The organism is Lelliottia sp. CFBP8978 (assembly GCF_034046055.2).
Lineage (GTDB): Bacteria > Pseudomonadota > Gammaproteobacteria > Enterobacterales > Enterobacteriaceae > Enterobacter.
In genome coordinates, this window is sequence record NZ_CM188253.1 from 3,785,941 (window position 1) to 3,799,771 (window position 13,831).

10 protein-coding genes are annotated in these 13,831 nt (G+C 54.9%); 7 read left to right on the forward strand and 3 right to left on the reverse strand.

The genetic code is table 11. The features are described 5' to 3' along the window. Positions 1–187 precede the first annotated feature (187 nt). Positions 188–733, forward strand: coding sequence for a PadR family transcriptional regulator (locus SOM82_RS17725; RefSeq protein ID WP_320460860.1), 546 nt, complete (start codon positions 188–190; stop codon positions 731–733). Here the strand turns inward: SOM82_RS17725 and SOM82_RS17730 are convergent. Together SOM82_RS17730 and SOM82_RS17735 are read right to left on the reverse strand one after the other, a co-directional pair. Continuing rightward, positions 730–2,289: a methyl-accepting chemotaxis protein gene (locus tag SOM82_RS17730; protein WP_320460861.1), complete on the reverse strand. Its 1,560-nt coding sequence runs from the start codon at positions 2,287–2,289 to the stop codon at positions 730–732. The genes SOM82_RS17725 and SOM82_RS17730 overlap by 4 nt on opposite strands. A 339-nt stretch (positions 2,290–2,628) precedes the next feature. Further along, positions 2,629–4,149, reverse strand: a complete 1,521-nt coding sequence (locus SOM82_RS17735; protein WP_320460862.1) for a methyl-accepting chemotaxis protein — start codon at positions 4,147–4,149, stop codon at positions 2,629–2,631. Between the two features lie 435 nt (positions 4,150–4,584). Between SOM82_RS17735 and ygjG the strand changes: the two genes are divergently transcribed. Next, positions 4,585–5,964 carry a putrescine aminotransferase gene (gene ygjG / locus SOM82_RS17740; protein ID WP_320460863.1) on the forward strand — a complete coding sequence of 460 codons (1,380 nt, stop codon included), beginning with the start codon at positions 4,585–4,587 and terminating at the stop codon, positions 5,962–5,964. A 92-nt stretch (positions 5,965–6,056) separates the two neighbouring features. Here ygjG and SOM82_RS17745 read toward each other — a convergent pair whose 3' ends face one another. After that, positions 6,057–6,389, reverse strand: coding sequence for a tRNA-binding protein (locus tag SOM82_RS17745; protein ID WP_103947006.1), 333 nt, complete (start codon positions 6,387–6,389; stop codon positions 6,057–6,059). Positions 6,390–6,523: 134 nt separating this feature from the next. Between SOM82_RS17745 and ebgR the strand changes: the two genes are divergently transcribed. The 5 genes from ebgR (at position 6,524) to ygjJ (ending at position 13,824) form a co-directional block, all read left to right on the forward strand. Then, complete coding sequence (gene ebgR / locus SOM82_RS17750) at positions 6,524–7,507, forward strand: transcriptional regulator EbgR (protein WP_320460864.1); 984 nt, start codon at positions 6,524–6,526, stop codon at positions 7,505–7,507. A 222-nt stretch (positions 7,508–7,729) separates the two neighbouring features. Next, entirely contained in the window at positions 7,730–10,792 is a 3,063-nt protein-coding gene (gene ebgA, locus SOM82_RS17755) for a beta-galactosidase subunit alpha (protein WP_320460865.1), read from the forward strand. Beyond that, a complete protein-coding gene (locus SOM82_RS17760; RefSeq protein ID WP_320460866.1) occupies positions 10,792–11,241 on the forward strand; it encodes a beta-galactosidase subunit beta in 450 nt (149 codons plus the stop codon). The genes ebgA and SOM82_RS17760 overlap by 1 nt, the downstream gene beginning before the upstream one ends. A gap of 57 nt (positions 11,242–11,298) precedes the next feature. Continuing rightward, positions 11,299–12,747 carry an amino acid permease gene (locus SOM82_RS17765; protein WP_320460867.1) on the forward strand — a complete coding sequence of 483 codons (1,449 nt, stop codon included), beginning with the start codon at positions 11,299–11,301 and terminating at the stop codon, positions 12,745–12,747. A gap of 18 nt (positions 12,748–12,765) precedes the next feature. Then, on the forward strand, positions 12,766–13,824 hold the full coding sequence (gene ygjJ / locus SOM82_RS17770; protein WP_320460868.1) for a protein YgjJ: 1,059 nt from the start codon (positions 12,766–12,768) through the stop codon (positions 13,822–13,824). The last annotated feature ends 7 nt before the right edge of the window (positions 13,825–13,831 follow it).

Sequence of the window (13,831 nt, forward strand, 5' to 3'; positions counted from 1 at the left end):
GATAATGATTGCTAACAACAAGAATTGCAAGTCTTTTTTTGATATAGTTAAAAGCGAGAGAGTCACGCACCTTAAATAAACAATAAATTATTGAAATTCATTAAGTTATAATTAAAATAATAAAGTTATTTGCTAAAACTCGTCATTTAGATATAAATTAGATATATCAGTTTATGAGGATAACATCATGAGACACCCACACGACGATTTCGACAGACACCCTCACCATCATGGTCGCGGTGGCGAGCATCATGGCGGCGGCGGACGCCGTCAGCGCTTCTTTGGTCACGGTGAACTCAGAATCGTGGTGCTGGATATTTTGACCCGCAACGCCAGCCACGGTTATGAGCTGATTAAAGAGATCGAAAGTATGACTCAGGGGAATTACACCCCCAGTCCGGGCGTGATCTATCCGACCCTCGATTTCCTGCAGGATCAGGGGTTTATTACCATTTCGGAAGAGGAAGGCGGGCGCAGAAAGATTGCCATTACCGTAGCCGGACAGCACTGGCTGGATGAGAATCAGGAACATCTGGAGCACATTCAGGCACGTATTAAAGCCCGCTGCGTCGGTTTCCAGTTACGTAAAAATCCACAAATGAAACGGGCGCTGGATAACTTCAAAGCGGTGCTGGACCTGAGAGTCAATCAGGGAGAAATCAGCGACGCGCAGCTTAAACAGATTATCGGCGTAATCGACCGCGCGGCGCTGGAGATCTCCCAGCTCGATTAAACCGGCGCGTCCTCTCGCACGCGGAAGACTTTCACCAGCTCTTTCAGCTGCATGGCCTGGTCATTAAGCGAGGCCGCCGCCGCAACGGATTCTTCCACCAGGGCAGAGTTTTGCTGGGTGGTGGAATCGATCAGCCCAATCGCGCTGTTGATCTGCGAGATCCCTTCCGTCTGCTCATGGCTCGCCTGGCGGATTTCGCGCAGGATAACGTCCATCTCTTCCACGTTCCCCACCATGCCGTTAATCAGCCCGCTGGCTTTTTCCACCAGGTTCATCCCGTCCTGTGTCTGGCTGGTCGAGCTTTCAATCAGCTGACGGATTTCACTGGCCGACGAAGCACTCTTCTGCGCCAGTTGACGCACCTCTCCCGCCACCACCGCAAACCCGCGGCCATGTTCCCCGGCGCGTGCGGCTTCGACTGCCGCGTTCAGCGCCAGTATGTTGGTCTGGAACGCAATCGAGTCAATCAGGTTGATGATGTCGGACATACGATTAGACGTCTCATTAATCAGGCGCATTTTCTGCGTCACCTGCTTCATCATCTCACCGTTGTTTTTCACCACGCTCGCCGCATCGGCGGACAGGTTCGTCGCCTCACCCGTGTGGGCGGCCGTGTTTTTCACCGTCGCGGTGATCTGTTCCATCGAGGCCGCCGTCTGCTCAACCGAGCTGGCCTGCTCTTCGGTACGCGCCGCCAGATCCTGATTACCCGCCACAATTTGCGCCGCCGCGCTGGAGATATTTTCCGAGCCGGACTGCACCTGCTGCACAATTTCCAGCAGACGGGTTTTCATCTCCATCAAAGCATGGAGCAGCAGCCCCGTTTCATCTTTGGCGCGCGTGGCGATATTGCGAGTCAAATCGCCCTGTGCGATGGCTTCGGCAAAGGAAACGGCCTCACCGAGCGGGCGCGTTATCGAGCGCACAATAAACCAGCCGATCGTACTGCCGATGATCGCGCTGATCAGCGTCAGCAGCGCCAGCAACAGACGGTTTGTTTTGAAATCACCCTCCACCTGCAAACCTGCGGCCTGCATTTCGCCGTTTTGCACGGCGATCAACTCCTGCACTTTGGCTTTGTAAGCCTGCTGCAGGTTCACCGTATGGGTCATCATCTCCTGGATCGCGCCCTCGCGATCGTGGTTCTGCACCGCCTGCAAAATACGATAACGGGAGTCAAGATACTGCTGACGCACTTCACCAATCCCGGTCAGGATCTGCTGCGATTTTTTATCCTGTAGGGTGTTATTGAGGTCAGTGAGGATAACGGTGATGCGTTCGCTGATCTCCTTCAGGCGTTGCTGAGATTGTTCAGCATACTTGCCCTGATCGTCCAGCAGCATCAGCTGTTGCGTACTCACAAATTCCTGGAAGTTATCAATTAACTGATTGGCTTTTACCGTCGTCGGGTAATCCTGAGTAATGATACTTTGCATCCCGCTATTTGCCCGATTCAGGCTCATCAGAGACAGGCTGGCACTCACCACCATCAATACAATGAGAAATCCGAAGGCCAGAAATAATTTTGTGCCGATCTTTACGTCATGTAAGAACATATATACTCCATTGATGTGATTATTTCTCAGACGATCAGCGTTATCGGTAACCTCGGCGCTAACTTTATGACTTTGATCGTTTTTTTATTTCATAACCACCACAATAAATAGGTACAGACTATTAATTAATGCCCATCGATCGTTACATAGCCATCTCATTCGCTATTTTTAAAATAACGTCGGGTGAAACTCACTTAAGAACAGATAAATAATTGCGCTGTTTTTTTTAGTTATTTAATATTAAATTAACAACTTCCCACGAATAAGATCACTTTCAGCGGCAATAAAAAAGCCGTCTATTTCTGACGAAATAAACGGCTGTGGCGGAATTTCACGCTATCAATGAAGAACGGTAACCGCATCCTCCAGACGCCCTGCCCGGTGCTTCACCATCGCCGAAATACGGGCGCTCTCTTCAACCAGATCGGCGTTTTTCTGCGTAATACCATCCAGCTCCGCGACTGCGCGGGTCAAATCAGAAAGGCCGGTCGCTTGCTCCGACGTGGAGTGGCTAATCTGGGCAATCAGCCGCGTCACGTTTTGCACCTGCTCAACGATGTCATCCATTGTACGTCCCGCCGCATGAACCTGGTCAGCGCCCGATTGCACCTTGCTGGCGCTGGCATCGATCAGCTTGCGAATATCGTTGGCGGCATTCGCGCTGCGGCTCGCCAGATGACGAACCTCACCGGCCACGACGGCAAAACCTTTGCCCTGTTCACCTGCCCGCGCCGCTTCAACCGCCGCATTCAGCGCCAGAATGTTGGTCTGGAAGGCGATATCGTTGATCAATTTAGTGATGGAGCCAATGCGCTGCGTACTGTCGGCGATGTCATCCATGGTTTTCACCACGGTCTGCATCGCATGGCCGCCTTCGGCCGCGGCTCCGCTTGCCACCATCGAAAGCTTATCGGCTGCGGCTGCGGTTTCCGAGTTGCTCTGCACCGACGCCGCCATCTGATTCATGGTCGTTACCGTCTGCTGCACGTTTGCCACCGTCTGACGGGTGCGATCGTTCAGGTCCTCATTGCCCTTCGCCAGCTTATCGCTACCGTCACGTACGCTCACCACCTGACTGGAGACGTCGTTGATCAGCCAGCGGCACATCAGACCCAGCTGACCTATCGCGCGCAACGTTAGCCCTAGCTCATCGCTGCGATTCAGATGATCCACGCTGTTGCGCTCACCGGTCGCCACTTTCAACGCCTGACGCGCCACGTTCTCTACCGGACGCACAATTTGCTGTTCAAACAGTATCGTCCCCAGCAGCATGACCAGTGCGCTGACGCCCAGCGCCGCCATCCCCGCCTGCGTGGCCACAAGCGTGGCGGCCAGAGCAATAAACAGGAGCGCCATCACGCTGCGCACGCGCCAGCGCAGCGGCATCGACGGTAATTTACCGAGCCAGCTTTTACTCACCACCAGCCCTTTATGGATCCGCTTATTGCAGCGCCCCTCATTGAGCGCTTTGTACAGCGGCTGAACCGCGGCAATTTCTTCCGCCGTTGCCCGGGTACGAATCGACATGTAACCCGTCATCTCACCACCACGCACCATTGGCACCGCGTTAGCACGCACCCAATAGTGATCGCCATTCTTACGGCGGTTTTTCACGATCCCGCTCCACGGCTCGCCCTGCTGCAACGTGTACCACATATCGGCAAATGCCGCTTTTGGCATATCCGGATGGCGCACCATATTGTGGGGTTGACCCAGCAGTTCATTCAGTTGGTAACCGCTCACCCTCACGAAAGTGTCGTTGGTGTGGGTCATGTAGCTTTGCAGATCGGTGGTAGACATTAAGGTGGTATCGTCGTTCAGAGGATATTCATTCTGAGTGACATACGTTTGAGAGGACATGGCGGGCATCCCTTGCAGGTTATTTGATTGTTAATTTTGTGGGTTAATCTTTTTTCGGCGGTAAATAATTTATCTTTAGTTGTTAAATCCGATCGAGATCGCAAATTGCACTTAAACCGCACTTTTTGTACGCATTTCTAATTGATTGATTTAAAATACTTTCGCAGAGAAATTACCCACAAAGCATGATCTGTTAACGCCTCCTTAAGCAGCACGCCTCGCACCACAACGGTGCAATTGACGGACATCAGGGCATCTGCGTCGCCAAAAAACCCAGCGGCAATGCGGGAAACCCCCAACCCGGCACGATTAAATTTTGCGCAACATTATTTTCCCCTGGCATTTATCCCGATTTTCGTTAAGTCGCTGGAAGTGGCGTAATCCCTGCAATACTTATTTCAGTATCATGTGATACGCGATCCCCCGGAGCTTATTTTGAACAGGTTACCTTCCAGCGCCTCGGCTCTTGCCTGTACCGCGCACGCACTGAATCTCATTGAAAAGCGAACGCTTGATCATGAGGAGATGAAAGAACTTAACCGAGAGGTGATTGATTACTTCAAAGAACATGTGAATCCGGGGTTTTTAGAGTACCGAAAATCTGTTACCGCTGGCGGGGATTACGGAGCCGTAGAGTGGCGAGCGGGAAGTCTGAATACGCTCGTCGACACCCAGGGACAGGAGTTTATTGATTGCCTGGGTGGTTTTGGAATTTTCAACGTGGGGCACCGTAATCCAACTGTGGTTTCCGCCGTACAGAATCAGCTCGCCAAACAACCCCTTCACAGCCAGGAACTGCTCGACCCCCTTCGCGCCATGCTCGCCAAAACGCTGGCGGCATTAACGCCTGGAAAACTGAAATACAGCTTCTTCAGTAACAGCGGCACGGAATCGGTCGAAGCGGCGCTGAAACTCGCCAAAGCGTACCAGTCTCCGCGCGGAAAATTGACCTTCGTCGCCACCAGCGGCGCGTTTCACGGTAAGTCGCTCGGGGCCTTATCGGCTACCGCAAAATCGACCTTCCGCAAACCGTTTATGCCGCTGCTGCCGGGCTTCCGCCACGTGCCGTTTGGCGATATCAACGCGATGCGCACCCTGCTGACCGAGTGTCGTAAAACCGGCGATGACGTTGCAGCGGTGATCCTTGAGCCTATCCAGGGAGAAGGCGGCGTGATCCTGCCACCGCAGGGTTATCTGCCAGCGGTCCGCAAGCTGTGCGATGAGTTTGGCGCGCTGCTGATTCTGGACGAAGTGCAAACCGGAATGGGCCGCACCGGCAAAATGTTCGCCTGCGAGCACGAAAACGTGCAGCCGGATATCCTCTGTCTGGCAAAAGCGCTGGGCGGCGGCGTAATGCCGATTGGTGCGACGGTGGCAACTGAAGAGGTCTTCTCGGTGCTGTTCGATAATCCATTCCTGCATACCACCACTTTTGGCGGCAATCCGCTCTCCTGTGCGGCGGCGCTGGCGACCATCAACGTCCTGCTGGAACAGAATCTGCCCGCTCAGGCCGAGCAGAAAGGCGACATGCTGTTGGATGGATTCCTCCAGTTAGGCCGTGAATATCCGGATCTGGTGCAGGACGCCCGCGGGAAAGGCATGCTGATGGCCATTGAGTTTGTCGATAACGAGACCGGCTACAAATTCGCGAGCGAGATGTTCCGCCAGCGGGTGTTAGTGGCCGGGACGTTGAACAACTCGAAAACCATCCGCATTGAACCGCCGCTGACGCTGACGATTGAGCAGTGCGAGCAAGTGCTGAAAGCGGCCCGTAAGGCGCTGGCGGCAATAAGGGTGAGTGTGGAAGAGGCATAAGTGCCGATATCTCGCCGGATGGCGCTGCACTTATCCGGCCTACGTGAGTGTGGTTTCGTAGGCCGGATAAGCGCAGCGCCATCCGGCTTTTTTTAAACGATACGAACGCCCACTGGCATCGCGCGCTCCGCTGTTAACAGCACGCTTTCACTGCCGTCCTCGGTTTCGGCACACAACAACATACATTCCGACACTTCCCCGCGCATTTTGGCTTTTTCCAGATTACACAGCACCACCACCTCTTTACCGAGTAATTCCTGTTCGGTGTAATACGGCACCAGGCTGGTGACGGTCTGAAGCTGGCGCTCGCCAATATCAATCTGCACGATGTACAGCTTATCGGCATTGCCGTGACGTTTTACGTCGATAATTTTCCCGGTGCGCATCTCCAGGCGGGCGAAATCCCCGTAAGAAACCTTTTCCATGATAACCCCAAGTAAATATTTAGTAAAATTATCACAGCATAAGCGGCGTTGCCGATCAATGGATTTTTACTAAATACGCGGGATTCATTACAATGGCGGCAGACTCTATTTTAACTCCCGCGCTGAGGGGCCACATGGCAACACTGAAAGATATCGCAAAGGAAGCGGGCGTGTCGCAGGCCACTGTGTCGCGCATTCTTAACGACGACCGGACGCTAAACGTCAAAGAAGAGACGCGTCACCGGATCCTGGAAATTGCTGAAAAGCTGGAATATCGCGGCAGCAGTGCGCGTAAAAGCCTGATCCAGCACGACGCCTGCCATCACGTGCTGGCACTTTACAGCTACCGTCAGGAGCTGGAAATCAATGACCCCTACTACCTCGCCATCCGTCATGGCATTGAAACCCAATGCGAAAAGCTGAATATTGGCCTGACCAATTGCTATGAAAATCAGGGGTTACCGGAGATCAATAAAGTCAGCGGGATCTTGATTGTCGGCAAACCGGCAGAGCAGATGCGCCTGGCGGCCGAAGCCCTGAGCGATAATATCTGCTTTATCGATTTTCACGAGGCGGGTTCCGCTTTTGACTCGGTGGATATCGACCTTGTGCGCATCAGCAAAGAGGTGATCGACTTTTTCGCCGCTCAGGGCGTGCAGCGCATCGGCTTTATCGGCGGGGAGGACGAGCCGGGCAAAGCGGACATCCGCGAAAAAGCGTTCGTCGAATATGGTCAGCTCAAAGGCGTGGTGTCGGAGAAAGATATCTGGCGCGGCGGCTTCTCCAGTTCGTCGGGCTATGAGCTGGCGACGAAGATGCTGGCGCAGGAAGACTTCCCCGAAGCGCTGTTTGTCGCCTCCGACTCCATCGCCATCGGCGTGCTGCGGGCGATCCACGAGAAGGGGCTGACCATTCCGCAGGATATCAGCCTGATTAGCGTCAACGATATTCCCACCGCCCGCTTTACCTTCCCGCCGCTGACCACCGTGCGCATCCATTCTGAGATGATGGGCAGCCAGGGTGTAAACCTGCTGCTGGAAAAAGCACGCGATGGCCGTGCACTGCCGCTGCAGGTGTTTGTTCCCAGCCGGTTGAAGCTGCGCGGCACGACGCGTTAAACCCCTTGCCGGGTGGCGGCTACGCCTTACCCGGCCTACAAAACCCGAGGTCGTTGAAGGTTTTGTAGGCCCGGTAAGCGAAGCGCCACCGGGCAATGACCTCATCTCCCTCTCCCCCCTATTTTCGTGATCCACTTAACTCATTTCATTTTTACTGATTTTATTTAGTAAAATATTTACTAAACTCCTCAGCAATGATGTTTTAACCCACAGGGAGATGACATGAACCGCTGGGAGAATGTTCAGTTAACGCACGAAAACCGGCTGCCGCCGCGCGCGTACTTTTTTGCTTATCACGATATCGATCAAGCCCGCCGCTTTGCCCGCGAAGCCAGCAGCCATTTTCTGCTGCTGAGCGGCCAATGGGCGTTCCGCTATTTCGACCATCCGCTTGAAGTGCCCGAAGCGTTTCCCCACCAGCTGATGAGCGACTGGGGCCAGATTAGCGTGCCGTCCATGTGGCAGCTGGAAGGCCACGGCAAACTGCAATACACCGACGAAGGCTTCCCCTTCCCGATTGACGTGCCATTCGTTCCGAGTGCGAATCCTACCGGCGCCTATCAGCGCGTATTCACGCTTGGTGAAAGCTGGAGCACGCGCCAGACGCTGATTAAATTCGACGGCGTAGAGACCTATTTCGAAGTGTACGTAAACGGCCATTACGTCGGGTTCAGCAAGGGCAGCCGCCTGACCGCTGAATTTGACGTTTCGCCTTACGTCCACGCGGGTGAAAACCTGCTGTGTGTCAAAGTGATGCAGTGGGCGGATTCAACCTACATCGAAGATCAGGATATGTGGTGGACGGCGGGGATCTTCCGCGACGTCTATCTGGTGGGTCGCGAGCTGACGCACATCGACGATTTCACCGTCACCACGACCTTCAACGACGACTATTGCGACGCCACTCTCTCCTGCCACGTCGAGCTGGAAAACCTGGCCGCCCAGACGCAAAACGTCACCCTTGACGTTCAGTTTTTCGACGGCGAACAGCGACTGTATCAGGGCGAAGCGCAGGCCAGCGTCGGTCAGCGTCAGACCGTCGATTTCAGCATCGACGTTAAACAGCCAAAACAGTGGTCCGCCGAAACGCCTTATCTGTATCACCTGCTACTGATCCTGAAAAACGCGGCGGGCGAAATACTGGAAGTGGTGCCGCAGCGCGTGGGCTTCCGCGACATCCAGGTGCGCGACGGCCTGATGCTCATCAACAACCATTACGTGATGCTTCACGGCGTGAACCGCCACGATAACGATCATCGCAAGGGGCGCGCGGTGAGTATGGATCGCGTCGAGAAAGATCTGATCCTGATGAAGCAACACAATATCAACTCGGTACGCACCGCCCACTATCCGAACGATCCGCGCTTTTACGAGCTGTGCGATCTCTACGGTCTGTTCGTGATGGCGGAAACTGACGTCGAATCCCACGGATTTGCCAACGTCGGCGATCTGAGCCGCATCACCGACGATCCGACGTGGGAAAGCGTGTATGTCGAGCGCATCGTGCGCCACGTTCAGGCGCAGAAAAACCATCCGTCGATTGTCATCTGGTCGCTCGGCAACGAATCCGGCTATGGCTGCAACATCCCCGCGATGGCGAAAGCCTGCAAGGCGCTGGACCCAACCCGCCTGCTGCATTACGAAGAGGACCGCGACGCCGACGTGGTGGACATCATCTCCACCATGTATACCCGCGTGCCGCTGATGAATGAGTTCGGCGAATATCCGCACCCAAAACCGCGCATCATCTGCGAATACGCCCACGCGATGGGCAACGGTCCCGGCGGATTAAGTGAATACCAGAACGTGTTTTATCGTCACGACTGCCTGCAAGGGCATTACGTCTGGGAGTGGTGCGATCACGGCATTCAGGCGCAGGACGCGGACGGCAAAACCTTCTACCAGTACGGCGGCGATTTTGGTGACTACCCAAATAACGCCAACTTCTGCCTCGACGGGCTGATCTACTCCGATCAAACGCCTGGCCCCGGCCTGCTGGAATACAAGCAGGTGATCGCCCCGGTGAAAGTCAGCGCCGTCGATCTCGCGCGCGGCGAGCTGCGGGTCGAGAACAAACTGTGGTTCAGCACACTCGACGACTACACCCTGCGCGTGGAGATCAAAGCCGAAGGCGAACTGCTGAGCAGTCAGGTGCTGAAAGTGAGCGATTTAGCCCCGAACAGCGCCCGCACTATTCAGATTACCGTCCCAGAGACAGACGGTCGCGAAAGCTGGGTCAACGTGTTCGTCAGCAAAGATTCCGCCACTTCTTACAGCGATGCGAATCACCCGATTGCGCAGTATCAGTTTGCGCTGGCCCCGCGCACCCTGGTCGCGCAGCCGTGGCAGACAGACAGCACCACGCCGCTGGCCGTCAGTGACGAACGCCTGACCTGCGTCGTCAGCGGACACAACTTCCGCATGGTGTTCTCGAAACTCAGCGGCAAGCTCACGTCCTGGCGGGTGAACGGTGAAGAATTGATCGCCGAAGAGGGCAAAATTAACTTCTTCAAACCGATGATTGATAACCACAAGCAGGAGTACGAAGGGCTGTGGCAACCGAATCATCTGCAAATCATGCAGGAACATCTGCGTGCATTTGGCATTAAGCACGACGGTGATGAACTGGTGATTGAAACTCAGACCATCATCGCGCCGCCGGTGTTTGATTTCGGCATGCGCTGCACCTACCGCTGGCGCATCAGCCCTGCTGGCGCACTCGGCGTCGAGCTGGCGGGCACGCCATATGGCGACTACCCGCACTTTATCCCGTGCATCGGCTTTACGCTCGGCATCAACCAACACTTCGATCAGGTGACGTACTACGGGCGCGGGCCAGGCGAAAACTACCCGGACAGCCAGCAGGCGAATCTGATCGACGTGTGGAAAAGCGATGTCGATGCGATGTTCGAAAACTACCCGTTTCCGCAGAACAACGGCAACCGCCAGCAGGTGCGCTGGGCGTCGCTCACCAGCCATAGCGGCCACGGCCTGCTCGTGGTGGCGCAAAAGCCGATCCACTTCAGCGCCTGGCCATACAGCAGCGAAGCAATTCATGCCGCGCGTCACTGCAACGAACTCGAGCGCAGCGGGCATATCACATTGAATCTTGATCACCAACTGCTGGGATTAGGTTCTAACTCCTGGGGCAGCGAAGTGCTGGACAGCTGGCGCGTGCGCTTCCAGCCGTTCCGCTACGGCTTCACCCTGCTGCCGACCTGTGGTGACGTGCAGGCCCAGGCGTTTTCTCTTACTCCCGCAGCCGCCGAAAGCGAGGCCGAATAATGGACATTATTAACAACCTGGAAGAGTTTACCCGCCGCTACCACGGTGGTCGCAAATGGCAGCGCTGCGTGGAAGCCATACAGAACATCGACAACATTCGCCCCGGCGTGGCCCATTCGATTGGCGATTCGCTTAGCTATCGCCTGACCACCGACACCACCACCGACGCGCTTTTCCTCGGTCATCGGCGTTATTTCGACGTGCATTACTACCTGCAGGGTGCGCAAAAAATCGAGTACGCACCGAAAGCGCAGCTTCAGGAGGTGGAGTGCTACCGCGATGAAACCGACCGAGAGTTCTTTAAAGGCTGCGGGACCACCGTACAGGTGCACGAAGGCCAGATGGTGATTTGTGATATCGACGAAGCATGCCGCTTTATCAGCGACGGCGCGGTGAAGAAGGTCGTCCTGCGGGTGACCGTAGAAGACGGCTATTTCCATAACAAATAAAAAGATTCGGTGGCGCCGAAGTAGCGCCACTACACTCCTCGTACCCGGAGATTCGTTATGTCAGAGTCCACTGTTTCACAGTCCAAGCGTAATACCATCGGTAAGTTCGGCCTGCTTTCGCTGACCTTTGCCGCCGTTTTTAGCTTTAACAACGTCATCAACAATAATATCGAGCTGGGGCTGGCATCTGCGCCGATGTTCTTCCTGGCGACACTGTTCTACTTTATTCCGTTCTGTCTGATCATCGCCGAATTCGTCTCGCTGAATAAAAACTCCGAGGCGGGCGTTTATGCGTGGGTGAAAAGTTCGCTCGGCGGGCGCTGGGCGTTTATTACCGCCTACACCTATTGGTTCGTGAATTTATTCTTTTTCACCTCGTTATTACCGCGCGTCATTGCCTATGCCTCCTATGCTTTTCTCGGCTATGAGTACATTCTCACGCCGTTTGCCACCGTGGTGCTGAGTCTGGTGCTGTTTGCGTTTTCGACGTGGGTGTCGACCAACGGCGCGAAAATGCTCGGGCCGATTACTTCCGTGACATCCACTCTGATGCTGCTGCTCACGCTTTCCTACATTTTACTGGCGGGCGCGGCGCTGATGGGTGGCGTACAGCCTGCCGATCCGATCACCGTCGATGCGATGATCCCCCACTTTAACTGGGCGTTCCTCGGGATAACCACCTGGATCTTTATGGCCGCTGGCGGCGCGGAATCCGTCGCGGTGTACGTCAACGACGTGAAGGGAGGCTCGAAGTCGTTCGTCAAAGTGATTATCCTCGCCGGGATCGTCATCGGCGTGCTCTATTCCATCACCTCGGTGCTGATCAACATCTTTATCAGCAGCAAAGAGCTGAAATTTACCGGCGGCTCGGTGCAGGTATTCCACGGTCTGGCGGTCTGGTTTGGTCTGCCGGAAGTACTGATGAACCGCTTCGTGGGCCTGGTCTCCTTCACCGCGATGTTCGGCTCCCTGCTGATGTGGACCGCCACGCCGGTGAAAATCTTCTTCTCCGAAATCCCAACCGGCATCTTTGGGGCGAAAACCGTGGCCCTCAATGAAAACGGCGTTCCGGCGCGCGCGGCGTGGATTCAATATTTGATCGTCATTCCGCTGATGATTATTCCGACAATGGGATCAAATACCGCGCAGGATCTAATGAACACGGTGATTAATATGACCGCCGCCGCGTCGATGCTGCCACCGCTGTTTATTATGCTGGCCTATCTGAACCTGCGTCGCAAACTCGACCATCTGCCGCGTGAATTTAAAATGGGCTCTCGCACCACCGGCATAGTGGTGGTGTCGATGCTGATTGTTATTTTCACCATTGGCTTTATTGCCTCCACCTTCCCGACCGGCGGCAATATTCTGACGATTGTGTTCTATAACGTTGGCGGCATTGTGATTTTCCTCGGCTTTGCGTGGTGGAAATACAGCAAATACATCAAAGGACTATCCAAAGAAGAACAACAAATTGAAGCCGCACCCGCGTCGACAATTTCCTGAAGGAACCAGGATCCGGTCATGAAAATAACACCATCTGTTTACGGGGCACTCGCTGCCCTCTCTTTTTGCACCCCGTCACTGGCGGCGGAGGAAATTCGTCCGGCGGAACATGACGATACCCGCACGCCGGAAATCAGCGCCACGTCGTATCGTTTTTATGGCGAGCTGGGCGTCGGCGGCTATATGGACGTCGAAGGTCCGGAGAAAAACAAATACAGCGACGGAACCTATATCGAAGGCGGGCTGGAGATCAAACACGGCCCGTGGTTCGGCCTGATCTACGGTGAAGGCTGGACCGTGCAAGCGGACCATCAGGGTAACGCCTGGGTTCCCGACCACAGCTGGGGCGGTTTTGAAGGTGGCCTGAACCGCTTTTACGGCGGCTATCGCACGGACGACAGTACCGAAATCATGCTCAGCCTGCGCCAGGATTCGTCTCTCGACGACCTGCAATGGTGGGGCGATTTCACGCCCGATCTGGGCTATGTCATCCCCAACACCCGCGACATCATGACGGCGCTTAAAGTGCAAAATCTGGCAGGAAAACTGCGCTACAGCGTGACCGCCACCCCCGCCGGACATCACGACGAGAGTAAAGCCTTGCTGCACTTCGGCAAATACGATCGCTACGACGATAAGTACACTTATCCGGCGATGATGAACGGTTATTTGCAGTACGAATTCATCGATGGCGTGACCTGGATGAACGGCCTGGAAGTAACCGACGGCACCGGCGAATTATTCTTAACCGGGCTGCTGTCACCTAATCTCGCCGCCCGCGCATGGCATCATACCGGGCGCGCCAAAGGGCAAAACGTGCCGGGAACGGAAACCGGGTTTATGGCGAGCGCGATGGTCGAAACGCTAAAAGGGCTCTACTTCTCCACCGCCTGGAGCTACGCCAAACATCGCCCTGATGATTCTGCCGACGAAACCACCTCATTTGCGCAGTTCGGCATCTGGTACGAATACGGCAACGGACGCTTTGCCACCGCCGCCGACAGCCGCTGGTACATGAAAACCGCCTCCGGCGACCCAAGCGACCAGGTTTTCCTGATGCAATATTTCTACTGGTAACAAGGAC